Genomic DNA, 21,470 nt, shown 5'->3' on the forward strand with positions numbered 1-21,470 from the left:
CCACATCTCGTGGCCGCTGTCAAGTGGTTTTTTCTTCCCACTCTCTGGCGCAGTCACCACCGCGCCGACAGCTTTGTTAGAATACCAAAGACTTCCTCTTTTGTCAACGCTTTTTTACAATCTTTTTCTCTTTTTCTAATATTCACTATCGGTATCCCTTATTTCGGTACTACCTTCGTGCATCTTTGCAAATGAAAAGCGGGACACGAATCCGCGCCCCGCTTCATTCTACTATTTACTATTGCATTATAATGTGGGCGATCAGCTTCTCCATCAGCGTCCACGCACCGCGTCAAATGCCGCAGTGATCTTTTCATCCGGCTGTTCTGTGGCAAGGCTCACTGTAACAATGGCGATGCAGGCCACCACAAAAGCAGGCAGCAGTTCATAGATAGCCCAAGCGCCGCCCATGGGAGCAATCAGATATTTCCACACAAACACCATCACACCGCCAGACACCATACCCGCCAGAGCACCCCAGCGGTTAGACCGACGCCAAAACAGCGCAAACAGGACTACCGGGCCAAAGGCAGCGCCAAATCCGGCCCAGGCAAAGGACACCACGCGGAACACAGAGCTGTTGGGATCCCGGGCCAGGAACGCTGCTATCAGAGAGACCACGATCATGGTACCCCGAGCTACCAGGATCCCCTGCTTTCCGCTGAACTTCACCTTGAAGAACTCCGCGAAGAGATTCTGAGACACCGAGGAAGATGCTGCCAGCAGTTGAGAGTCTGCGGTAGACATGGTGGCAGCCAAAATACCGGCCAGAATGACACCAGCAATGAGAGCGGCAATCATGCCATGGTTGCTGATGAGGTTCGCGACCTGCACCACAATGGTCTCGGCATCCGGCAGCTGCTCCATGGCACCAGCTTTGGTCATGCCGTTGCCCACCACACCGATAAAAATGGCCACGCCCATGGAGATCACCACCCAAATGGTGGCCACACGGCGGCTGAGGGTCAGCTTCTTCTCCTCCTCAATGGCCATGAACCGCAGTAGGATGTGGGGCATACCGAAATAGCCCAGGCCCCAAGCCAGCAGGGAGCAGATGGTCAGCAGGCTGTAAGGATTGGCCCCGCCGGTGGTGGGATCATGGATCTGCACCAGGGACAGATACCCCGTCAGGGAACGAGCGTTGTCCATGACGGCGTCCATACCGCCGGCAGTGCCGACGCCAAAGCCCAGCACCACTACCAGGGCCACCGTCATGATGATGGACTGAATCAGATCCGTGAAGCTGGCAGCCAGGAATCCGCCCAGAACCGTGTAGATCACAATGACAGCGGCACTGATGATCATAGCCGTGATGTACTCCACTCCAAACAAGCTGGCAAAAAGCTTACCGCAGGCGGAAAAGCCGGAGGCCAAATAGGGAATGAAGAAAATGATAATCACCACAGCCGCAATGGCGGAGAGGAGATTTTTGTCGTCTCCCCACCGCTTGGAAAAGAACTGCGGCACGGTGATGGCATCTAAGTGGTTGGAGTATCGGCGGATCCGCCGGGCTACAATCAGCCAGTTGAGATAGGTACCCACTGCCAGACCGATGGCCGTCCAGCTGGCCTCTGCCAGTCCGGTAAGATAGGCCACTCCCGGCAGGCCCATCAGCAGCCAGCTGCTCATATCCGAGGCCTCGGCACTCATGGCAGTGACAAAGGGCCCCAGCTTGCGTCCGCCCAGATAGAAGTCATCTACGGAGTTGTTCTTCTTGGCGAACCAGAATCCGACGCCCAGCATCGCCAGCAGATAAACGGCAATAGCCAAGCAGATACAAAGTTGTGCGGTTGTCATACTCTCTCTCCTTTAGCTTTCAGTGCTCCTTATCATAGCATAGATCCTACCAGAACGAAATACAGAACAGTGTATAGAATCAATTCTATACACTGTTCTGTATTATTTTTAAAAATTATAGTATTTTCAATTATGACATGACTGTACGAATTTTAGAAATCATTCCATGCTAAAATTAAATTTTCGCCTTGCTGCTGTATCCGGCCAGGAAGTTTGGGGTCACACGGTCCGTATAGGCTACCAAGGAATACTCCCCGCCGCACAGGCACCAGTCGTATAAAAGTGCACGCTCCCACAGGGCATAGGCCTTGACGATATCGTTGACGGTGCAGTCCCGGCGAAGACTGCCCGCCTGCTGCCCCTCCTCCACGATCTGGCGTAGGAGCTTGAAATAGTACCGGTTCCGGTCCAGCAGGTGCTTTTCGCCCCGTGCCAGCAACTGTGTGGAGAGGAGCCGGGCCAGCAGATCCAAGGAAATGCTGCCATCGATCATGGCAAAGAGTTCGTGATTTAGGTAAATCAGCTTCTCTACCGCATCCATCTCCGGGGACATCTCCCCCATAAGCTGCTCATACTTTTCATCAAACACATAGGCAAGGGTACCCAGCAAAGCGTCCTTGCCGTCAAAATAATGATAGAACGACCCCTTGGAGGTCTCGGACTCAAAAACGATGTCCTCCACAGTGGTCTCCTCATAGCCCTGTTCATAAAAGAGCTTCCACGCTGCGGAGATGATCCGTCCCCTGGTATTTCTGGTATTTTTCCGCGGCATACGGCACCTCCTTTTTCCACAGCATATCACATGCTGCAGGTTTTCGCAAACATTCCGGCCCCTTTTTGCCTCCCGCAGGTTTTGCAAGGTTTTCAGCACATTCGCCATTGTCTTTTCCCGGCCCGTCCTGCTATAATAGAATATATTTTTATGTTGTTCCCACCGCAGCCTGCACTCTCAGCCAGAGGGCGGCCGCGGCTGTAAGTGAGGTGAAGGTATTTTGAAATTCTGGAAAATGAACGGTGCCGGAAACGATTTCGTGGTGCTGAACAATCTGGAGGAACACCTGCCTGTGGATGCCCTGCCAGGAATCGCCCGGACGCTGTGCGAGCGGCGCATGTCCATCGGTGCCGACGGATTGATGGTGGTAGACGCTCCCACTCAGGGCGGCGATTATAAGATGCTGTTCTTTAACTCTGACGGCAGCGTGGGAGAGATGTGCGGCAACGGTGCCCGCTGCATCTGCCGCTACGGCTATGAAAACGGCTTGGCAGGAGAGCGGCAGACGGTGGAAACCACGGCAGGTATCGTCACAGGGCAGCGCATGGATCAGCGGCTCTACCGGATCCGTCTCAACGATCCCACCACCGTAAAGCTGGACTGCCCGGTGGTGGTGGACGGCGTACAGTATGCCTGCTCCTATGTGGAGCTTGGAAACCCCGGTATCCCCCACGCGGTGGTTCCCTATCATGATCTCAAAAACGCCGACGAAAACGAGCTGCGGGAGCTGGGCCGGGCCATCCGCTGGTACAGCGCCTTCCCCAAGGGAGCCAATGTCAATTTCTACGAGATCACCGGCGAGGATCGGATCTTTGAGCGGACTTTTGAACGGGGTGTTGAGGATTTTACCTACGCCTGCGGCACCGGAACCGGCTCTCTGGTAACGGTTCTGACTCTGCAGGGCAAGGTCTCCGGCCACGGCGTCAAGGTAGATATGACCGGCGGTCAACTGATCATCGACGCTCAGAGGGACCACTCCCGTATTGCCAGCCTCTATCTTACCGGCCCCACCAATGTTGTGTGCAAGGGTGAGGTCACGGACGAGGATCTGGTGATTCCCGGTATGTAAGGCCTTTGGGCCATACAGATAACCCCCAAACCATTTTAGGAGGAGAGAGTATGAGCAACAAACTTACCAAGAAATCCGTTGCCCGCAACTACGCGTTCCTGGCAGTCATGCTGGGTTCCATGGTTTTGGGCTCTGTTGTGGGCTGGATCTTCCCCCAGGTAAAGGACGCGGAGGGAACCGTAGTCCAAGCCGGCGCCACCGTTCTCAAGCCCCTGGGCACCCTGTTTATCAACATGATGTTCTGCATTGTGGTTCCCATGGTGTTTGCGTCCATCGCCGGCTCCATTGCCACCATGAAAAGCCGCAAGCGTGCCGGCAAGATCATGGGCACCACCATTTTGACCTTCGTCATCACCGGTGCCATTGCCGCCGCCATCATGATCGTATTGATGAAGCTGATTCCGCCGGTCCTGATGCCCTGGAGCGACCTGGCGGAGGGCGTGGTGGATGATCCGATCTCCATTCCGGATCTCATCGTCAACTTCTTCACCGTAGGTGACTTCTCCGCCTTGCTCAGCCGCAGCGCCATGCTGCCTCTGATCGTCTTCGCCATTCTCTTCGGCTTCGGCGTGAACCTTGGCCCCGGCCCCGACAGCCCGGTGGCGCAGCTGCTCACCAGCCTGTCCGACGCCATGATGAAAGTGGTGCAGATCGTCACCTACTATGCTCCCATCGCCTTCTTCGGCTTCTTTGCCGACCTGGTTGCAACATATGGCTCCCAGATCACCACAGACTATGTCCGGGCCCTGGCAGTGTATTATCCCCTCTGCTTCATTTACATCTTTACCGCTTTCCCGCTGTTCGCCTGGTTTGGCGGCGGCAAGGACGCCGTGGGCGAGATGTTCCGCCACATTGCCCGTCCCGCCATCACTTCCCTGGGTACCTGCTCCTCTGTTGCCACCATCCCCACCAATATGGAAGTGGCGGAGGAATCCGGTATCTCCAAGGATGTCAGCGAGATCGTGCTTCCTCTGGGCGCCACCATGCACATGGACGGCTCCTGCTTCTCCTGCGTGCTGAAGATCGCCTTCCTCTTTGGTGTATTCGGCAAGCCCTTTGACAACGTAGGGGACTTCATCCTCATCATTCTGGTGGCAGTTCTCTCTTCCGTGGGCATGTCCGGTGTCCCCGGCGGCGGCTACATTGGCGAGTTCATCATGTGCTCCGTGTTCTTCCCGGATCAGCTGGCTGTGGCGTATCCCATTGCCATTACCATCGGCAACCTGGTGGATCCCCCCGCTACCATGATCAACTCCGCCGGCGACTATGTGGTCTCTTTCCTGGTCTCCCGGTTCGTGGACGGCAAGGATTGGTTCCAGAAGGTCAAAGCCGCCCGCTCCGCACAGTAACCCAATACAACAGCAGGGCTCCCATCCAGACCGGATGGGAGCCCTTTTTGCAGCCGTCAAAAGCACCCCCAGTGATCGAGGGGTGCTCCAGCAAAATTCGGCACCGGAGACCATCATTGCAACGCGCCGGATTTGCATGATGTTCCGCACGCCCACGGTATAGGCGTGGGTGGGACCCCCATTGATGGATGCAAAGAAGCGCTCCGGGTGCTCTCAGCAAGAGTTTTCTTGTGAGTTCCCAACAAGAAATGGTCATTGGGCCCATTAAAGCCGGTATGGCCGTCGACTCCCATTCCCAACAGCCATGTGGTTCTCAATGCAGGGAATTTCCTCTTCTGCTGCCTGGCGGCTGCCCGCTGCACCGCTGTGCAGATGGAAGCGCCGGCTGTCATGAAAAAGACCGGGACAGGATTTTTCCTGTTCCGGTCTTTTTATCACGATTTTCGATCCATCTGTTCCTTAACCGCTTTGCCGAACGGCGTAGCCGCCAAACCGCCCAATGCAGTCTCCCGGAACTCCCGGGGCAGGCGCTCTCCCACATCTCCCATACAGTCGATGACCTGATCGACAGGCACTCGGCTCTCGATCCCCGCCAGGGCCATGTCCGCGCAGCTGACGGCATTTACCGCGCCAATGACATTCCGCTTTACACAGGGAACCTCCACCAATCCCGCAACCGGGTCGCAGATCAATCCCATGAGATTCTTCAGCGCCATGGCCGCTGCGTGGCCGATTTGAGCGGGTGTCCCGCTGCGAATGGATACCAGCGCCCCTGCCGCCATGGCGGAGGCGCTTCCGATCTCCGCCTGACAGCCGCCGGCTGCGCCGGAGATGGATGCCCGGTACCCGATCACCGCTCCGATCCCCGCCGCCACATACAGGGCCCGAACGATCTCCTGCTCCGAAACATTGTGCCAGTACAGCGGCACCAGCACCGCAGGCAAGACTCCACAGGAACCCGCGGTGGGAGCTGCCACGATCTTACGCATACAGGCATTGCTCTCTCCCACGGACAGGGCCGTGGCGATGACCTCTCCCATAAAAGCTCCGGAGATGGGGGAATCCTCCTGCACGAACTCCCGCATCAGCCGGCCGTCGCCGCCCACCAAACCGCTGAGAGACCGGCGCTCTCCCCGGTAGCTCTCGGCAGAATCCAGCATAGCCCGCCAGGTATCCAGCATCTTGTGCCAGGACTCCTCCGGGCTCACCTGTCGTTCCTCCACATCGGTATCCTGCACCACCTGCCAGAAGGAGCGGTTTCCCGCCGCGCACTTATTAAAGATCTCCTGCATGGAATCCAGTGCCATCTCAGTCCTCCTCCTTCTGATAATACGTCAGGCTCTCCACACCCGGCAGTTCCCGGATCAACTGGCGCACCACAGGCGGCACCTTTTGATCCGTCTCGATCACCGTCAGAGCCATACCGCCCCGCCGGGCGCGGCAAAGGCTCATGTTGGCAATATTTACCCGGGCCCGGGAAAGCTCCCGGGTCACATCCGCCAATTCACCAGCTACATCCCGGTGGCGGATCACCAGGGTGTGGAAATTTCCGGTGAAATTCACTTCCACGCCCTGCAGCCGGTCTACCCGGATACGGCCTCCGCCGGTAGAGGCAGCCTGCATGGAGAGGGTCCGGCCATCCTTTCCCACCAAGTCCAGCACCGCCGTGTTGGGATGGGCATCCCGCAACTGCACCGTTCGGAAAGAAAAATGGAGTTTGTGCTCCTTTGCCAGGTCAAAACTGGCCGGGATTCGCAGGTCATCCGTGCGCATTCCCAGCAATCCCGCCACCAGCGCCCGGTCTGTACCGTGTCCTTTTCCTGTCTCGGCAAAGGATCCGTACAGGCCGATATCTGCCTGTACGGGGTCGCTGCCCAGTAAGGTTCGCCCCATCCGCCCGATCCGTACGGCTCCTGCCGTATGGGAACTGGAGGGCCCAACCATTACCGGGCCCAGGATCTCAAAAATATCCAGCATCTTGTCTCCTCCATCTGCGCGGTCTTACCCGGGATTGTCTGCCCCATCGGCGCATGATCATTCAGAAAAAGCCGCAGACACAGCCCTTCAGGAAAGCCATTCCAGCAATCCCCGGCACCCTGCGGATATATCCCGCCAGGTGGTCTCAAAATCCTCCGTATACCAGGGATCCGCCACATCGCCCGGCCGATCTGTAAAATCCATCAGCAGGCGGATTTTCCCCTCCGGATCTCCGCCGCAGATACGCCGCATATTCCGGAGATTTGCACTGTCCATCCCGATCAGCAGATCATATTCACGATAATCTGCCGCTGTCATCTGCCGTGCGGTCTTGCCCGCGCAGCCGATTCCATGTTCTGCCAGCTTGCGGCGAGCAGGGGGATAGACAGGATTTCCGATCTCCTCCGTGCTGGTAGCTGCCGAGGCAATAAAAAACCGCTCATCGGCCCCAGCCTTCCGCACCAGATCCTTCATCACAAATTCCGCCATAGGGCTGCGGCAGATATTGCCGTGGCAAACGAACAGGATGCGCTCCATCCTACATCCTCCCAATTTTCAAAAACTTTTGCGGTGCTGCTCCATGATGGAGGCAAACAGCGCACCGTTGGTGGGCGGCGTGTAGGTCACCGCATTGGCCCCCGCCCGAATGGTAGCCAAAATTGTCTCCTCCGTAGGGCCTCCGGTGGCAATAATGGGCACATCCGGGAAATCCCTCCGGATCTCCGCCACGATCTCCGGCGTAGCCGCCGCACCGGAAACATTCAGAAAATCCGTCCCCGCTTCCAGGCGGCCACGGATATCCGTATGTCCGGAGACCACAGTGGCCACCACTGGGATGTCCACTTCTTGCTTGATCTGCCGGATCACCTCATTGGGCACCGGGGCATTGAGAACCACTCCATACGCGCCCTGGTGTTCCGCCTGAACCGCCAGGCGCACAGAGCGCTGTCCCGTGGTGATGCCCCCTCCTACGCCCACGAACACCGGCACATCACTGACAGATATGATCGCCTGAGCAATGACCGGCTGAGGTGTAAAGGGATAGACAGCAATAATGGCATCGGCATTGATGTTTTTAATAATGGCCACATCTGTGGAAAATGCCAGGGACTTGATACGCCGTCCAAATATCCGGATACCGCTGCATTCACTGATGCAGGGCGGGAGCATCAAAGAGTGACTGCGCAGAGTTCCTGTATAGGAAGGTACTTTTTTTGCCATGAGCGGCTCCTTTCATCAAAGCATAATGTTGTCTGAACATCATACCATCCGCAAGGCTTCCGCACAAGCCCCTTTGCCCTTGCTTTTTTCCCCGGCCGCTGTATACTTTACAAAAAGGGGTGAGTATATGCAGCGCTTTTCCATTATTGTGGGAGACATCACAAAGTCAAATGCCGAGGCCATCGTCAACGCCGCCAATACCACGCTCTTGGGCGGCAGCGGTGTAGACGGAGCCATCCATGCCGCCGCAGGGCCCCGGCTTCTGGAGGAATGTCGAACCCTGGGGGGATGTGAAACCGGGCAAGCAAAGATCACGGCAGGATACAACCTCCCGGCCAAATATGTCCTGCACACTCCGGGCCCGATCTGGCAGGGCGGCGGCCATGGCGAGGCGGCTCTTCTGGCCTCCTGCTACCGCTCCTGCCTGTCTCTGGCGGCTCAAAAGGGTATTCGCAGCGTGGACTTCCCCTCTATCTCCACCGGCGTGTACGGCTATCCCATCCACCAAGCCGCCACAGTGGCCCTTCGGGCCATTATGGACTTTCTCTCAAGCCACGATCTCCCCCAGCAGGTTCGCATGGTCTGTCATACAGAAGCCGCTGCGGATGTCTATCGGCAGGTCTGGAACCTCTGGTTCGCCGAATCCCACGACGGCCGTTTGGATGTTTCTCACCAGAAGAGGTAATTCCTTCTATCCAGGATCTCCCACGAAAAAGGCACGGGTACCTGATCGGTATCCGTGCCTTCCATGTTTTTCGCCTGCGGCAGCATTCATCCCCGCTGCCGGATCTCAGGATGCGTCTGCGCCAGCCACTGGCAGAATGCCTCCGCCGTTCCCACGGTAAAGTCGGACTTGCGGATCCGCAGTTCTCCCATCCGATCCCGCATACGCAGATGGATCCAGCCTCCGCTTTGGCGCAGCTGCTGACAGTTGCGCCAGTCAATGTGCATGGACTGGCGGCCGTCATCCGTCAGGCAGATATCCTCCCCTAAGGTGACCACCGTCTCCCAGGAGGCCTTTTCGTACTTGGAAGCTGCTTTCAGATAGCTCTGGCGCAGCTGCAGCCACTCTCCCAGGAATCCCCGCAGCAGGCACAGGGCCGCCAGGGCCACATAGACAATGGACATGATGAAATTGCCTGCCATCAAATCCACCACCAGGAAAACCAGGCAGCCGGCAGCCAGTACCAGCCACAAAATCAAGCCCTTGGGAACGGTCTTGATGGTGTGCAGGTAGTATTCCTTTAAATATGCAAGATCATGAATATGCCGGTTTTCAAAATATGTTTCCAAGTTAGCACTCCATTCCCGCTGGGATCCCGCATCAGCCCGGAGGCCAGGTCATGTCCCGTCCGCTGAGCACGTGGAAGTGCAGGTGGAACACGCTCTGTCCCGCCTGCTCGCCGATGTTGGAAACTACACGGTAGCTCTCCAGCCCCAGTTCCTTCGTCAGCTTGGCAATGACCTCAAAGATATGGGCCACCACGGCACTGTTGTCCGCCGTCACCTGAGAGACAGAGCCAATATGCTCCTTGGGAATCACCAGAAAGTGGGTAGGTGCCTGAGGTGCGATGTCGTAAAAGGCATAGCACAGATCATCCTCATAAACCTTGTTGGACGGGATCTCCCCCGCCGCAATTTTGCAGAACAAGCAATCTGACATATTTTTCCCTCCTTTGTAGCGGTTTCATATGAACTGATTATACACCGGTTTGCCCCGGCCGTCCAGACCCGCAAGCGTCATGGCTCCTTGTCTTTCCTGCGGGGAAAGGGCCCGCACGGCGCCGGCATCCCGCAATCATCGATTCTCCCCTACTCCTCCGGGTGACGGGGATTCGTCAGTCCCAGGACGTCGTAGTACTCATCAGAAAACACCAGTGCCGACGGATCAAAAGCCGCCTGCATGGTCTTCACCGCTTCATAGGGATCCCTGGGCTCCAGGGCGAAGGCGTCGGCGATGGCTGTAAGCGTGGCTGCTTTCTGAGCTTTGAAGTCCTCACAGCCTTCCCAACAGGCCGCAGCATCCTCCTGCAGCATACTGCGGAAACGTTCTTCTTCCAACCAGTAAATCTGAGAAATGGGATTGGCATCCCGGCAGAAAAGGACGAAAGAGAGAAACTCCCGCAAATTCTCCGCTACCGGCAGCACAAAGGTTCCTTCGCCGCCCATGGACGGGTCTACACAGTAGATCCGCTCATCCCCCGGCAGCAGAATAAAATGGACGCCGTCACAGCCGATCCACCCCACGTACTCCGCCCCCTCCGGGGTGCAGAAATAGGGTGTGTTTTCAGACTGCTCCAATCCAATGGTACTCAGATCTGCCTGCAGGGCCAGAAGGCGCTGAAGATCTTCCCGGGTCATCCCAGCTTCTCCGCCACAAAATCGTCCACAGAGGCCAGCGCGTCGTCCAGCTTCAGAAGGTCGGTACCGCCGCCCATGGCGCTGTCGGGCTTGCCGCCGCCCTTGCCGCCGCAGATGGCACACACATGCTTGACCAGGTCGCCGGCCTTGATGCCCTTGGCCACAGCCTCCTTGCCGCAGACAGCCAGGAAAGTGACCTTACCGTTATTGACGGAGGAGAGCACCGCCACCACGTCGGCGGACTTATCCCGCAGGAAGTCGCCCATCTGCCGCAGTTCATTGGCATTCAGGCCGTCCTTGTTGGCGGTAACCACCTTCATCCCGCCCACGTCCTTGGCGGACATGAGGAACTGACGGGCCTCACCCAGGGAAGCCTCCGCCTTGAAGTGCTCCAGGGCCTGACGAGCGGACTTGAGCTCCGCCACCTGCTGCTCGGCCTTGCTGGCCAGCTCACCGGGCGTGGTCTTGAAGATCTGGGCCGCCCGGAACAGCAGCTCCTGGTTACGGTTCATGGTCTCCAGGCTCAGCTTGCCCACAGTGGCCTCAATCCGGCGGACGCCGGAGGCAACGGAACCCTCGGACTTGATGCGGAAGGTACCGGCCTTGGCGGTGTTGTCCAGGTGAGTGCCGCCGCAGAACTCCATGGAGAAGTCGCCCATCTCCACGACGCGGACGATGTCGCCGTACTTCTCACCGAACATGGCTACAGCGCCCTTCTTCTTGGCCTCTTCAATGGGCAGCTCCTCCGTCACCACGGGGATGCCCTCCAGGATGGCGTCATTGACCAGATGGTCGATCTTCGTCAGCTGCTCCGGGGTGATACCCTCGAAGTGGGTAAAGTCGAAGCGCAGACGGTCCGGCTCCACCAGGGAGCCTGCCTGATGGACGTGGTCGCCCAGCACCTTGCGCAGGGCAGCGTCCAGCAGGTGGGTGGCGCTGTGAGCACGCATGATGGCCTTGCGGCGCTCAACATCGATGGCTGCGGTAACCGTGTCGCCCACCTTCAGCTCACCGGACTTCAATACGCCCACGTGCAGGAACTTGCCGCCCTTGTTCTTCTGGACGTCACGCACTTCAAAGACGCTCTGGCCGCAGGTGAGGGTACCGTGGTCGCCTACCTGGCCGCCCATCTCCGCATAGAAGGGGGTCTTGTCCAGCACCACGGTGGCCTCCGCACCGGAGACGATAGCCTCCTGCATCTCACCTTCCACCACGATGGCCAAAACCTTGCCCTCGTCCCGAGTGCGGTCATAGCCCACGAACTCCGTGGCAGGCATATCGGAGCCGAACTCGATGCCGGCCCAGCCCAGATCGCCCAGAGCCTCCCGGGCCTTCCGGGCGCGGACGCGCTGCTCCTCCATCATCTCGTCGAAGCCCTTGCGGTCCACTTCCATGCCCTCTTCCTCCACCATCTCGGCGGTGAGGTCGATGGGGAAGCCGAAGGTATCGTAGAGCTTGAAGGCGTCGGCACCGGAGAACACGGTCTCGCCCTTTTCCTTGTGGGCGGAGAGCAGCTCCTGGAAGATCTTCATGCCGCCGTCAATGGTCTTGGCGAAGTTCTCCTCCTCGGTGCGGATGACCTTGGTGATATAGGCCTGCTTCTCCCGCAGGTCGGGATAAGCACACTCGTTTTCGTGGATGACGGTATCCACTACCTCGTAGAGGAACGCGTGGTTGACGCCCAGGAGCTTGCCGTGACGGGCAGCGCGGCGCAGCAGGCGGCGCAGCACATAGCCCCGGCCCTCGTTGGAGGGCAGCACGCCGTCGCAGATCATCATGGTGGCGGAGCGGATATGGTCGGTGATGACCCGCAGGGACACGTCCGTCTTGTGGCTCTCCCCGTAGTGGGCACCGGTGATCTCGCTGACCTTGTTGGTGATGTTCATGACGGTGTCCACGTCGAAGAGGGAGTTCACGTTCTGGCACACGCAGGCCAGACGCTCCAGGCCCATGCCGGTGTCGATGTTCTTCTGCTTGAGCTCGGTGTAGTTGCCCTGGCCGTCGTTGTTGAACTGGGAGAAGACATTGTTCCAAACCTCGATATAGCGGTCACAGTCGCAGCCCACGGTGCAGCCGGGCTTGCCGCAGCCGTGCTCGGGGCCGCGGTCATAATACACCTCGGAGCAGGGGCCGCAGGGGCCGGAGCCGTGCTCCCAGAAGTTGTCCTCCTTGCCGAAGCGGAAGATCCGCTCGGCGGGAATGCCGATGTCCTTGTTCCAGATCTCAAAGGCCTCGTCATCGTCCAGGTAGATGGAGGGGTACAGGCGGTCTTCCTCCAGGCCCACCACCTTGGTCAAAAACTCCCAGCAGAAGGGAATGGCCTCCTTCTTAAAGTAGTCGCCGAAGGAGAAGTTGCCCAGCATCTCAAAATAGGTGCCGTGGCGGTCGGTCTTGCCGATGTTTTCGATGTCGCCGGTGCGGATGCACTTCTGGCAGGTGGTGACCCGGCGGCGGGGCGGGACTTCCTCCCCGGTGAACCAGGGCTTCATGGGCGCCATGCCGGAGTTGATCAGCAGCAAGCTGGCGTCGTTCTGGGGGATCAGGGAAAAGCTGGGCAGGCGCAGATGGCCCTTGCTCTCAAAGTAGCTCAGGAACATCTCACGCAGTTCGTTGAGCCCGTGATAGGGATGTGCCATGGTAATCTTCCTCCTGGTATATGAAATCATTTTTGTGAAAACACCATCTCCGGGAAACCGCCGCCGGAAGAAACAAAAAAGCCTCCGCCCCGGTTTAGGGGCGAAGGCTTGCTTCACGGTACCACCCTAATTATCCCCTTGCGGGGCATCTTAGCCATCCGGTAACGGAGATGAACCGTTCCGCTCCTCGCGGACGTGCTCCGAAGCGGCTGCTTCACGGCATTGACAAGGGGCTCCCACCGTCTCCCCTCTCGCTTGGCCTGTTTCGTAAAGCTGACTTCCTCACAGCGGTTTTCCATTTGAACAAAGATATTATATCCTTTTTGGGTAGATTGTCAACGGGGAATTCCCGTTGTTTTTTCCTTTTTCCCCCGCTTTTGCAGGATGCACTGACCATCCGCCAAACACTTGCCGCAGCCGATGCAGCGGGTAGTGCCGCCCTTGTTGCCGTAGAGGATCCAGCACACAGCGCAGGTTCCCGCCAGGATCAGCCCCAGAATCAGCCATTGATACCACATACTGCCGCCCCCTTTTTCTCGGAGCCTACCATGGAAACACCAGCTTTGTCAGTGGCATCCGCAACAGCCAGAGTCCCAGCAGCGGCAGCATCTGCTCTGCCGGGGCGGGCAGGCGGGGCAGCGGCAGCTCCTGGGGCTCCACCACGCCGCCGTCAGGCCGCAGCAGCGCCCGCTGTACGCACAGTACCGGCTCCGACAAACTGGAGAGGGTCAGGCTGTCCCGGGGAGAAAGCCCCCAGGTGACCACCGTCTCCGCCCGGAGCCCGGAGAGATCCCCGCCGCCGTTTCCCGGCACCAGGGCCACCCGGCACATCACTCCCCGAAATCCCCTGCTCTCCTCCGCCAGGGCCAAAATCTCCAGCTTCTGTCCCGCCAGGGCCTCCGCCGTATCCACCCGCAGGATCCCCGGCGGCAGCCAGCCGCTCCAGCATGCCGGGCCGCCGATGATTGCACCCTCCATCAAAACACCTCCCGGGTAGTTTGCACCGACAGCGCCGTTCCATGCGAAAAAATCCCTCGTATTTTTCAGGTGGCTGTGCTATACTGGTTGGAAAGATTTTTCCGAGGTGAGGATCGTGCACATCTGGGGCCATTTCAAAACCGTCTGCCGGCACCGGGCGCTGGTGCAGAAATACTGCTTCCGTCTTGGCCTATACTGGCAGGGGCTGACCCACGACCTCTCCAAATTCTCTCCCACGGAGTTCTGGGCGGGCGCCCGGTACTTCCAGGGAGACCACAGTCCCAACGACGCTCAGCGCCAGGCGGACGGATACAGTGCCTCCTGGCTGCACCACAAGGGCCGCAACCGCCACCACTTTGAGTATTGGACGGATTACAGCCTCACCGGCGAGGGCATCACCGGCGTGGAAATGCCCAAGAAATACGTGGCGGAGATGTTCTGTGACCGTCTGGCCGCCAGCAAGGTCTATCGGGGCGCTGCCTTCGACCCCGCAGATCCCTACCGTTTCTTCCTGCGTGGACAGAAGAAGCGGCTGCTGCTCCACCCGGAGACCTCCCGGCTTCTGGAGTCCATGCTCATCAAGCTCCGGGATGAGGGGGAGGACGCGGCTTTTGATTACATCCGCCATGACATCCTGGGAAAGTGAGGGCGTATGCTGACCAAAGAAGACGTCATAGCCCGTCTGGGGGCTCTGGATCTGAATCCAGGCCACTACTGGGTCACCGCCGGGGCCGCTTTGCTCTTTTACGGACTGCGGGAAACTACCGCCGACATCGACCTGGGCTGCGACCGCGTATTGGCCGACCAGCTGGAGGTCCGAGGCTACGATATGCGACGCGAGGCAGACGGCCGGCGGCGGTTTCATCTCCCTGGCGAAGTGGATATCTCCGAGGACTTCGGGCTGGGCCCGGTACAGCAGATACAGGGCATCCCGGTGGTCTCCCCTGCCGGTGTGCTGGCATTGAAGCGGTTTCTGAACCGGGAGAAAGACCAGTCGGACATCCGCCGCCTGGAGGAATATCTCCAAACCCATCCGGAACCATAAAAAACACGGTGGAGCATCAAAAGATGCCCGCCGTGCTTTTTACTTGATATGTGAGCCGAAAAACGCCATCAGCCTGGCTAACGGGCCCCACAGCCCCGGACAGTGGGTGTGCAAAAAGGACTCCACCTGTCCGGCGGGCAGCCCATCGCCCCACAACAGCACGTGCTCTCCCACCGCCTCCTGGCCGATGGCCACGGCAGCCCGGACGGAGACGCCTACCGCTACCTTCCAGCCCATGGCAGCCACTCCCGCCGCCACAACGCCCACGGCGCTGACGCCGATGGCCACGCCTCCCACGGCTACCAGCCCCAAAGCCAGCAGGCCCAGGGAAATCATCCCGATAGGGAACACCCCCGCGGCAATCAGGCCTACACTGATGACCCCGACAGAAAAGTTCCCCACCGCCACGATACCAATGGCGGTATTGTTGGATGTGGGATGGCGGTCATGGCCAAAGCGGACACTCACCAGGGGAAGGCCCAGCAAACGCGCCCCGCTGGTATATGCAAACACCGGGCCGAAGCTGCGCCGGTAATCCCGGGCCAGGGAATCCACCTTGGCTTCCAGCCGGGCGCTGTGATCCTCCCGCTCCGGAATCGACTCCTCTTCCAAATAATCCTTTACCAGATAGTCTATACTGACTTCAAACCGCTCCGACAATGCGATGAGCTTTCCCAGTTCCGGCATAGCGGCACCGGATTCCCACTTGCTGACAGACTGCCGGGTGACTCCCAGCGCATCCGCCAGCTGCTCCTGGCTGAGCCCCGCCTTCCGCCGCAGGCTGATCAGCTTTTCACAAAACTGCATATCATGACACTCGCTTTCCTCTTGGATGCCCACATGGTACCCTACCCGCCTCATTCCGGCAAGAACGCGGCGGGTGGAAGTTTGTCAACCCCAGGTTGCCCCCCGGTTTTTGGGGCGCCGGAAGCCTCGTTACCGCTTGGAAAAGCAGCGGCCCATGTACCGGGGATTTACCCACTGGACGTAAAAAAGGCACAGGATCAGGTTCAGGGCCGCTCCCACCAGGCCGATGCCCCCGTCCGCCGTCAGCAATCCGATGCACAGCTGCCCCACGCAGTAGCCCAGCTCGATGAGGCTGTTTTTCCGCCGCCGGGCCGGGTCCTTTTCCTGCATCAGGTTCCGGACCATCCAGATAGAGGCCAGGGCCAGCGGCACCAAAGAAAACCAGAGGGCGCCCCGGTAGTCCTCCCGTCCCTGGCGTATCCACCACAGGCTCTGAGCCGCGCTGTACACCAGCCCCGCCTGGGCGGCGATGGGCAGCAGCGTGAGATTGCTCTGCAAAACCGGGTTCTTTTCCACCGCCTTTTGCAGCTGGGGACGCAGCAGCATCCAGACGCCCGCTGCCGCCGTCAGCAAACACAGGGCAAAGAGCCAATCCAGGTGGTGGACCATCAAAAATGCCGCCAGGCCCGTATAGACATGGACCCATTCCACGCCTGCCGGGGCCTCCGTCACCACTGCGGGAAAGACGGAGCTGCAGATCCCCATGGCCAGCAGGCCCACCAGCGACACTGCCAGCACCACGGCACCAGCGATCATCCATCCCCGGCCGGCAGTCCTTTGCACAGGTGGGGGTGCGGTCTTCTCCGCCTGGTCCTCCCACTCCTGCTGCTCGTCCAGCAGCCAGTCCACCCGGACGCCAAAGTACCGGGCACAGGGCAGAAGCTTTGCCCCGTCCGGCAGGGCAGTCCCCTGCTCCCAGCGGCTTATAGCCTGTCGGCTGACGCCCAGGGCTTCCGCCAGGGCCTCCTGGCTGAGCCCCTCCCGCCGCCGCAGCCGGACCAGCTTCTCGGAAAATGTCATGGCAGTTCCTCCTTTTTTGCTTCTCAATCATAACAGAGGATGCCGGGAAAGTCCACCGCGCCCCCCGGACAAGGCCGCAACCAAACGCAACATCTCATATTTTTTATAAATTTCCCGCAGGCCGCAGCAATTTGGCGTTCTCCGGAGTATTCTCCACAAAAGGATGTGATCACATGCCCGATACCGCCGCCGCGGTGGCCCAATGGGGCAGCGCCGTCTATCGTCTGGCCTGCGCACAGGTACACGCCCCCGCCGATGCTGACGACGTATTTCAGGAGGTATTCTTACGCTACCACCGGTTTGCCCCGGAGTTTGAAAGCAAGGCCCACGAAAAGGCCTGGCTGCTGCGGGTCACTGTCAACTGCTGCCGCACCCACCTGTCCGCTCCCTGGCGGCGGCACACTGTTCCCCTGGAGGATGTGTATGCCTGCCAGACACCGGAGGAATCCGCTGTAGCGGACGCTCTCCAGGCCCTCTCTTCCAGGGATCGCGCCATCATTCACCTCTTCTATTTTGAGGGGTATGGGACGGAAGAGATCGCCGGGATCACAGGTCTGCGTCCTGCCTCGGTACGCTCCCGGCTCACCCGGGCCCGGCAAAAGCTCCGGAAAATCTTGAAGGAGGAACTATGATGTTTCAGGATACTTACCGCATGATGAACCAACGTCTCCTTCCCGGAGAGGGCTTGATTCGCTCCACATTGGAACGAGCCGTCTCCGGCCATGCCGCCCGTTCCCGCCATTCTTTCCCCCGCCGGGCCGCCCTGGCAGGGGTGATAGCCGCCGCCTGCCTGTGCGCGGTTCCCGCAGCCGCCGCCGTATGGGACCCGGCCTATCAGGTCTTTTACCGAATCGCTCCATCTGCTGCCCAGTTCTTCCAGCCGGTGCGGGAGAGCTGCACCCACCAGGACATCTCCATGGCCGTCTCCGCCGTGCGGGTGGAAGGAGACACGGCTCAGGCCTATATCACCCTGTCCGGCGGAGCCGTGGATGAGACCACAGATCTCTTTGACAGCTGGTCTTTCCATCTGCCCTTTGATCAAAACGGGCGCTGTGAGCGGGTGGACTGGGACGAGGAGACGGGAACGGTCACGTTTTTGTGTACCACGCAGACGCTGGACGGTTCTCCCATCCCCACCGGCGGCAAGATGACCTTCTCGGTGCGCCAGCTGCTGACGGGGAAAGAAGCTCTGGAGAACGCGGCAGTGGAGCTGGATCTGTCAGATTGTACCCGCGAGACGTCCGCAGCGGCTCTCGGGGAGGGCGGTGACGGGAACTTCTCCTGTACCGGAGGCAGTGGAGATGAATCTCTGCTGGAATCCACCCCCGTACTGCTGCCGGGAGAAACGCTGGCAGAACCTGCAGAGGGCATCTCCATCGCGGCAGCAGGCTATGCAGGCGGCTATTTCCACATTCAAATCTGCAGGGGTGATGCCACGCAGACGGACAACCATGCCCGGCTGTGGCTGGAAGGCCCGGAGGGAACAAAGTGCCTCTCTCTGGGCAGCATCGGTTTTTGCAGGATACAGGATGACGGCAGCCGCGCCGACTACACGGAATTTCTCTTTGATGTGGCGCCGGAGGCCCTCTCCCGCTATACCCTTCACGGAGACTTCTATACCGCTTCCCATCTCACGGAGGGTCTCTGGCAGGTGACGTTCCCGCTTGTGGAAACGCCTTAACAAAAAACCGATCAAAAAAGTGCCCGGAGGTTTTCTCCGGGTGCTTGCCATTTTCCGGAAAGGTGGTATGATGGGGGCAGTAAGAATCTAACGGAGGGTACCACAATGCTGGACATGCTGGACTATCTGCGGGAGGAAGGAATCAATCCCGCAATTATAAAGGAAGTAGAAGCTTTCCGGGGCCGCTTCCCCACGGAAGAGGGCCTGCGCCGCCGGGTTCCGGAGCCCCGCTATCTCTATTACGGCAAGGAGATCTGGGAAGAGGCCCTGACGGCTCTGCTGTGCGGGGAGAACCTGCTGCTGGTGGGCCCCAAGGCCACCGGCAAAAATGTTCTCTCGGAAAACCTGGCTGCCGCTTTCGGGCGTCCCAGCTGGGATGTGTCCTTTTACATCAACACCGATGCCGCCACCCTGCTGGGCACCGACACGTTCGATAACGGCAAGGTAACGCTGCGCAAGGGCCCTATCTATCAGTGCGCGGAAAAGGGCGGTTTCGGCATTCTGGACGAGATCAACATGGCCAAGAACGAATCCTTGGCGGTGCTCCATGCCACATTGGACTTCCGCCGGGCCATCGACATGCCGGGCTATGACCGCATCAGCCTCCACGATGCCACCCGCTTTATCGCCACCATGAACTATGGCTACGCCGGCACCCGGGAGCTCAACGAGGCCCTCACCTCCCGGTTCGTGGTCATCGATATGCCCGCCATCTCCGAGGAGGGCCTGCAGAAGCTGCTGACCCGGGAATTCCCGGATCTGAAGCCGGAGTATGCCGCGCAGTTTGCAGGGCTGTTCCGGGATATCCAGAAAAAGTGCGACGGCGGCGAGCTTTCCACCAAGCCTCTGGATCTGCGGGGCCTGATGGCCTCCGTGCGTTTGATGAAGGCGGGCCTTGCCGGCGGCCGGGCGCTGGAGCTGGGCCTTGTAAACAAGTCCTTTGACGACTTTGAGCGTCAGCTGGTTCAGGATGTGATCCTCACCCGTCTGCCGGAGGATCTCTCTGCTGGGGATGTGTTCGCCTGATGGAGATCCTGGACAACGAAAAGCGCCGGGCGCGGAACCTCATCTGGAACGCGGCGGAGGACTATACCTTCGAACCGGACTTCAAGGCCTACGATCAGGACGGCCGGGCAGACCGGTACTGGAACAGCATCATCGGCACCGTCCGAAAAGATTTTGGCCCGGATGCCTTTGCAGACCTCTTCCAGAGTTTTGACGGAGACCCCAGGCAAGCCACCTATGAACAGGTGGTATGGCTGGGGCTGGAGAATGCCGCCTATCTGCGGGAAGCCCCCAAGCGGCCGGCACTCCCCTCCCTGCGGCGCCATTACGCCCGGGCGGTATTGGCACTGCCTGTGCCGGAAGATACAGACCCGCTTCTGGGCCGGCTGCAGCAGGCCCACTACCGCCGGGTGTTGGGAGAGGCAGACAACCTGTCTCCCCAGGAGCGGGAAATCCTGGACACTTTGGAATTTCCAGGCGACCTGGACGGCGCCGCCCTGGAAGATCGGGCCCGAACTCTGCTGGAAACCTCTTTCGGCTTTGTCCCCGGTGACAACCAGTCAAAAGATAACAAGAAGAAAAAACGTCTGCGCCGCTTTAAACTCTTCGGCCGCAAAGAGGGCAAGGGAGAACTGCCTGCCGTACGGGCCTTTGGCTACGGCTACGCCGAGCATCTGTCGGAGGACGGCGGCCGGCAGGTGGAGGAATTCCACTCCTCCCTCAACTGGTCGGGACTTGCGGTGAAGGATGACAGCACCATCCGCACCTACATTCAAAACTACTTCGGCCAGCCTCTCTACGACCAGGCCAAGACCAGCAAGCTGGAAGCCAGCCTGTGCGTGGATGAGCACAAGGAATGCCACCTCTATTACGCCAAAGGCAGCACCGCTTTGGATCCCTCCGTCAAGGGGTATGTGGGCCAGCAGCGGCGGGCAGCCCTCAAGCAGATGGAGAAAAACCGGGCCTTCTACCAGGCGGATCTCACCCGCAACCGCAACAGCGTCAACCGCCTCACCGCCCGCATCCGCAACGCCCTTCTCACCCACCTGGAGCCCACGGAAGTACGCTCCTCCAGCGGTACGCTGGACGCCGGGCGCATCTGGCGGGGGCTGTATCTGGATGATGACAAGGTCTTCACCAAGGTGCTCAAGACGGATCCCGGCGGGCTCAGCGTGGACATTCTGCTGGATGCCTCCACCTCCCAGCTGGATCGGCAGGAAACTGTGGCATCCCAGGGCTACATGATCGCCGAGAGCCTCACCCGCTGCGGCATTCCCGTCCGGGTGTCGGCCTTCTGCTCCCTAAGCGGATACACGGTCCTCACCCGTTACCGGGACTACCAGGAAACGGATAAGAACGACCACATCTTCCGTTACTTCACCACAGGCTGCAACCGGGACGGCCTAGCCATCCGTGCCCTGGGAAAAGAGATGGAGGATTCCCCCTGTGAGCACCGTATGGTGATCCTCCTCTCAGACGCCAAGCCCCACGACATCAAAAAGCTGGTGCTGCCCAATGAGTCCCTGGATTACTCCCAGGACCCCGGCATCAACAACACTGCCGCAGAAGTCCGTTCCCTGATGCACCGGGATATCGCCGTGGTATGCGTCTTCACCGGCGATGACGAGGATGTTCCCGCCGCCCACACCATTTACGGCCGGAATTTTGCCCGGATCCGCTCCCTGGACCAGTTTGCCGATACGGTAGGCACCCTGATCCAGACCCAGATCCGCAACCTGTAAGCCCAATTCA

The 21,470-nt window shown here is 59.3% G+C and carries 23 protein-coding genes; 9 read left to right on the plus strand and 14 right to left on the minus strand.

Going from position 1 to position 21,470, the window contains the following annotated elements:
* Window positions 1–273: 273 nt before the first annotated feature.
* Both putP and ACT67G_RS01850 read right to left on the minus strand, forming a co-directional pair.
* Window positions 274–1,797 (minus strand): sodium/proline symporter PutP, encoded by a 1,524-nt coding sequence (gene putP / locus ACT67G_RS01845; RefSeq protein WP_443662786.1) that lies wholly within the window; start codon window positions 1,795–1,797, stop codon window positions 274–276.
* 175 nt (window positions 1,798–1,972) lie between these two features.
* Window positions 1,973–2,569 carry a TetR/AcrR family transcriptional regulator gene (locus ACT67G_RS01850; protein WP_325247213.1) on the minus strand — a complete coding sequence of 199 codons (597 nt, stop codon included), beginning with the start codon at window positions 2,567–2,569 and terminating at the stop codon, window positions 1,973–1,975.
* Window positions 2,570–2,789: 220 nt separating this feature from the next.
* Between ACT67G_RS01850 and dapF the strand changes: the two genes are divergently transcribed.
* Window positions 2,790–3,638 carry a diaminopimelate epimerase gene (dapF, locus tag ACT67G_RS01855; RefSeq protein WP_443662787.1) on the plus strand — a complete coding sequence of 283 codons (849 nt, stop codon included), beginning with the start codon at window positions 2,790–2,792 and terminating at the stop codon, window positions 3,636–3,638.
* 50 nt (window positions 3,639–3,688) lie between these two features.
* Entirely contained in the window at window positions 3,689–4,987 is a 1,299-nt protein-coding gene (locus ACT67G_RS01860) for a dicarboxylate/amino acid:cation symporter (protein ID WP_443662788.1), read from the plus strand.
* Between the two features lie 434 nt (window positions 4,988–5,421).
* On the opposite strand, the gene sdaAA is transcribed toward ACT67G_RS01860, so the two are convergent.
* The 4 genes from sdaAA to ACT67G_RS01880 form a co-directional block, all read right to left on the minus strand.
* On the minus strand, window positions 5,422–6,294 hold the full coding sequence (gene sdaAA, locus ACT67G_RS01865; protein WP_443662789.1) for an L-serine ammonia-lyase, iron-sulfur-dependent, subunit alpha: 873 nt from the start codon (window positions 6,292–6,294) through the stop codon (window positions 5,422–5,424).
* Window position 6,295: 1 nt separating this feature from the next.
* Entirely contained in the window at window positions 6,296–6,964 is a 669-nt protein-coding gene (gene sdaAB / locus ACT67G_RS01870; RefSeq protein WP_443662790.1) for an L-serine ammonia-lyase, iron-sulfur-dependent subunit beta, read from the minus strand.
* A gap of 87 nt (window positions 6,965–7,051) precedes the next feature.
* Entirely contained in the window at window positions 7,052–7,501 is a 450-nt protein-coding gene (locus ACT67G_RS01875) for a low molecular weight protein-tyrosine-phosphatase (protein ID WP_443662791.1), read from the minus strand.
* 18 nt (window positions 7,502–7,519) lie between these two features.
* Window positions 7,520–8,185, minus strand: a complete 666-nt coding sequence (locus ACT67G_RS01880) for a hydrolase (protein ID WP_326216672.1) — start codon at window positions 8,183–8,185, stop codon at window positions 7,520–7,522.
* Between the two features lie 127 nt (window positions 8,186–8,312).
* On the opposite strand from ACT67G_RS01880, the gene ACT67G_RS01885 reads away from it, so the two are divergent.
* Window positions 8,313–8,870, plus strand: coding sequence for an O-acetyl-ADP-ribose deacetylase (locus tag ACT67G_RS01885; RefSeq protein ID WP_325246818.1), 558 nt, complete (start codon window positions 8,313–8,315; stop codon window positions 8,868–8,870).
* An 86-nt stretch (window positions 8,871–8,956) separates the two neighbouring features.
* On the opposite strand, the gene ACT67G_RS01890 is transcribed toward ACT67G_RS01885, so the two are convergent.
* The 6 genes from ACT67G_RS01890 to ACT67G_RS01915 all read right to left on the minus strand — a co-directional run bounded on the left by ACT67G_RS01890 (window position 8,957) and on the right by ACT67G_RS01915 (window position 14,160).
* The gene (locus tag ACT67G_RS01890; RefSeq protein ID WP_325246820.1) at window positions 8,957–9,478 is read right to left on the minus strand and encodes a hypothetical protein; all 522 of its coding nucleotides are present in this window, start codon (window positions 9,476–9,478) and stop codon (window positions 8,957–8,959) included.
* 31 nt (window positions 9,479–9,509) lie between these two features.
* On the minus strand, window positions 9,510–9,848 hold the full coding sequence (locus ACT67G_RS01895; RefSeq protein ID WP_325246822.1) for a histidine triad nucleotide-binding protein: 339 nt from the start codon (window positions 9,846–9,848) through the stop codon (window positions 9,510–9,512).
* Between the two features lie 149 nt (window positions 9,849–9,997).
* Window positions 9,998–10,546, minus strand: a complete 549-nt coding sequence (locus ACT67G_RS01900; protein WP_326216676.1) for a hypothetical protein — start codon at window positions 10,544–10,546, stop codon at window positions 9,998–10,000.
* On the minus strand, window positions 10,543–13,182 hold the full coding sequence (gene alaS / locus ACT67G_RS01905) for an alanine--tRNA ligase (protein ID WP_443662792.1): 2,640 nt from the start codon (window positions 13,180–13,182) through the stop codon (window positions 10,543–10,545). The genes ACT67G_RS01900 and alaS overlap by 4 nt, the downstream gene beginning before the upstream one ends.
* A gap of 335 nt (window positions 13,183–13,517) precedes the next feature.
* Entirely contained in the window at window positions 13,518–13,700 is a 183-nt protein-coding gene (locus tag ACT67G_RS01910; protein WP_325244411.1) for a hypothetical protein, read from the minus strand.
* Window positions 13,701–13,725: 25 nt separating this feature from the next.
* Window positions 13,726–14,160: a hypothetical protein gene (locus ACT67G_RS01915; RefSeq protein ID WP_326216678.1), complete on the minus strand. Its 435-nt coding sequence runs from the start codon at window positions 14,158–14,160 to the stop codon at window positions 13,726–13,728.
* Between the two features lie 115 nt (window positions 14,161–14,275).
* Here ACT67G_RS01915 and ACT67G_RS01920 point away from each other — a divergent pair, with 115 nt between their 5' ends.
* Both ACT67G_RS01920 and ACT67G_RS01925 read left to right on the plus strand, forming a co-directional pair.
* The gene (locus tag ACT67G_RS01920; RefSeq protein ID WP_443662793.1) at window positions 14,276–14,806 is read left to right on the plus strand and encodes a DUF5662 family protein; all 531 of its coding nucleotides are present in this window, start codon (window positions 14,276–14,278) and stop codon (window positions 14,804–14,806) included.
* A 6-nt stretch (window positions 14,807–14,812) separates the two neighbouring features.
* The gene (locus tag ACT67G_RS01925) at window positions 14,813–15,205 is read left to right on the plus strand and encodes a hypothetical protein (RefSeq protein ID WP_443662794.1); all 393 of its coding nucleotides are present in this window, start codon (window positions 14,813–14,815) and stop codon (window positions 15,203–15,205) included.
* A 39-nt stretch (window positions 15,206–15,244) separates the two neighbouring features.
* On the opposite strand, the gene ACT67G_RS01930 is transcribed toward ACT67G_RS01925, so the two are convergent.
* Both ACT67G_RS01930 and ACT67G_RS01935 read right to left on the minus strand, forming a co-directional pair.
* Window positions 15,245–16,012, minus strand: coding sequence for a helix-turn-helix domain-containing protein (locus ACT67G_RS01930; RefSeq protein WP_443662795.1), 768 nt, complete (start codon window positions 16,010–16,012; stop codon window positions 15,245–15,247).
* A 129-nt stretch (window positions 16,013–16,141) separates the two neighbouring features.
* Window positions 16,142–17,032 (minus strand): helix-turn-helix domain-containing protein, encoded by an 891-nt coding sequence (locus tag ACT67G_RS01935; protein ID WP_443662796.1) that lies wholly within the window; start codon window positions 17,030–17,032, stop codon window positions 16,142–16,144.
* A 173-nt stretch (window positions 17,033–17,205) separates the two neighbouring features.
* Between ACT67G_RS01935 and ACT67G_RS01940 the strand changes: the two genes are divergently transcribed.
* The 4 genes from ACT67G_RS01940 to ACT67G_RS01955 all read left to right on the plus strand — a co-directional run bounded on the left by ACT67G_RS01940 (window position 17,206) and on the right by ACT67G_RS01955 (window position 21,460).
* Entirely contained in the window at window positions 17,206–17,664 is a 459-nt protein-coding gene (locus tag ACT67G_RS01940) for an RNA polymerase sigma factor (protein WP_325244400.1), read from the plus strand.
* Complete coding sequence (locus tag ACT67G_RS01945) at window positions 17,661–18,713, plus strand: hypothetical protein (RefSeq protein WP_443662797.1); 1,053 nt, start codon at window positions 17,661–17,663, stop codon at window positions 18,711–18,713. The genes ACT67G_RS01940 and ACT67G_RS01945 overlap by 4 nt, the downstream gene beginning before the upstream one ends.
* Before the next feature lie 105 nt (window positions 18,714–18,818).
* Window positions 18,819–19,739 (plus strand): MoxR family ATPase, encoded by a 921-nt coding sequence (locus ACT67G_RS01950; protein ID WP_325244396.1) that lies wholly within the window; start codon window positions 18,819–18,821, stop codon window positions 19,737–19,739.
* The gene (locus ACT67G_RS01955; RefSeq protein ID WP_443662798.1) at window positions 19,739–21,460 is read left to right on the plus strand and encodes a hypothetical protein; all 1,722 of its coding nucleotides are present in this window, start codon (window positions 19,739–19,741) and stop codon (window positions 21,458–21,460) included. The genes ACT67G_RS01950 and ACT67G_RS01955 overlap by 1 nt, the downstream gene beginning before the upstream one ends.
* Window positions 21,461–21,470 lie beyond the last annotated feature (10 nt).

The sequence above is a fragment of the Dysosmobacter sp. genome (assembly GCF_052306735.1).
Classification (GTDB): Bacteria; Bacillota; Clostridia; order Oscillospirales; family Oscillospiraceae; genus Oscillibacter.

Coding starts and splice junctions, on each gene's coding strand:
- putP (WP_443662786.1), bottom strand. CDS start 1,797: ATGACAACCGCACAACTTTGTATCTGCTTGGCTATTGCCGTTTATCTG.
- ACT67G_RS01850 (WP_325247213.1), bottom strand. CDS start 2,569: ATGCCGCGGAAAAATACCAGAAATACCAGGGGACGGATCATCTCCGCA.
- ACT67G_RS01860 (WP_443662788.1), top strand. CDS start 3,689: ATGAGCAACAAACTTACCAAGAAATCCGTTGCCCGCAACTACGCGTTC.
- sdaAA (WP_443662789.1), bottom strand. CDS start 6,294: ATGGCACTGGATTCCATGCAGGAGATCTTTAATAAGTGCGCGGCGGGA.
- sdaAB (WP_443662790.1), bottom strand. CDS start 6,964: ATGCTGGATATTTTTGAGATCCTGGGCCCGGTAATGGTTGGGCCCTCC.
- ACT67G_RS01875 (WP_443662791.1), bottom strand. CDS start 7,501: ATGGAGCGCATCCTGTTCGTTTGCCACGGCAATATCTGCCGCAGCCCT.
- ACT67G_RS01880 (WP_326216672.1), bottom strand. CDS start 8,185: ATGGCAAAAAAAGTACCTTCCTATACAGGAACTCTGCGCAGTCACTCT.
- ACT67G_RS01885 (WP_325246818.1), top strand. CDS start 8,313: ATGCAGCGCTTTTCCATTATTGTGGGAGACATCACAAAGTCAAATGCC.
- ACT67G_RS01895 (WP_325246822.1), bottom strand. CDS start 9,848: ATGTCAGATTGCTTGTTCTGCAAAATTGCGGCGGGGGAGATCCCGTCC.
- ACT67G_RS01900 (WP_326216676.1), bottom strand. CDS start 10,546: ATGACCCGGGAAGATCTTCAGCGCCTTCTGGCCCTGCAGGCAGATCTG.
- alaS (WP_443662792.1), bottom strand. CDS start 13,182: ATGGCACATCCCTATCACGGGCTCAACGAACTGCGTGAGATGTTCCTG.
- ACT67G_RS01910 (WP_325244411.1), bottom strand. CDS start 13,700: ATGTGGTATCAATGGCTGATTCTGGGGCTGATCCTGGCGGGAACCTGC.
- ACT67G_RS01915 (WP_326216678.1), bottom strand. CDS start 14,160: ATGGAGGGTGCAATCATCGGCGGCCCGGCATGCTGGAGCGGCTGGCTG.
- ACT67G_RS01925 (WP_443662794.1), top strand. CDS start 14,813: ATGCTGACCAAAGAAGACGTCATAGCCCGTCTGGGGGCTCTGGATCTG.
- ACT67G_RS01930 (WP_443662795.1), bottom strand. CDS start 16,012: ATGCAGTTTTGTGAAAAGCTGATCAGCCTGCGGCGGAAGGCGGGGCTC.
- ACT67G_RS01935 (WP_443662796.1), bottom strand. CDS start 17,032: ATGACATTTTCCGAGAAGCTGGTCCGGCTGCGGCGGCGGGAGGGGCTC.
- ACT67G_RS01940 (WP_325244400.1), top strand. CDS start 17,206: ATGCCCGATACCGCCGCCGCGGTGGCCCAATGGGGCAGCGCCGTCTAT.
- ACT67G_RS01945 (WP_443662797.1), top strand. CDS start 17,661: ATGATGTTTCAGGATACTTACCGCATGATGAACCAACGTCTCCTTCCC.
- ACT67G_RS01950 (WP_325244396.1), top strand. CDS start 18,819: ATGCTGGACATGCTGGACTATCTGCGGGAGGAAGGAATCAATCCCGCA.
- ACT67G_RS01955 (WP_443662798.1), top strand. CDS start 19,739: ATGGAGATCCTGGACAACGAAAAGCGCCGGGCGCGGAACCTCATCTGG.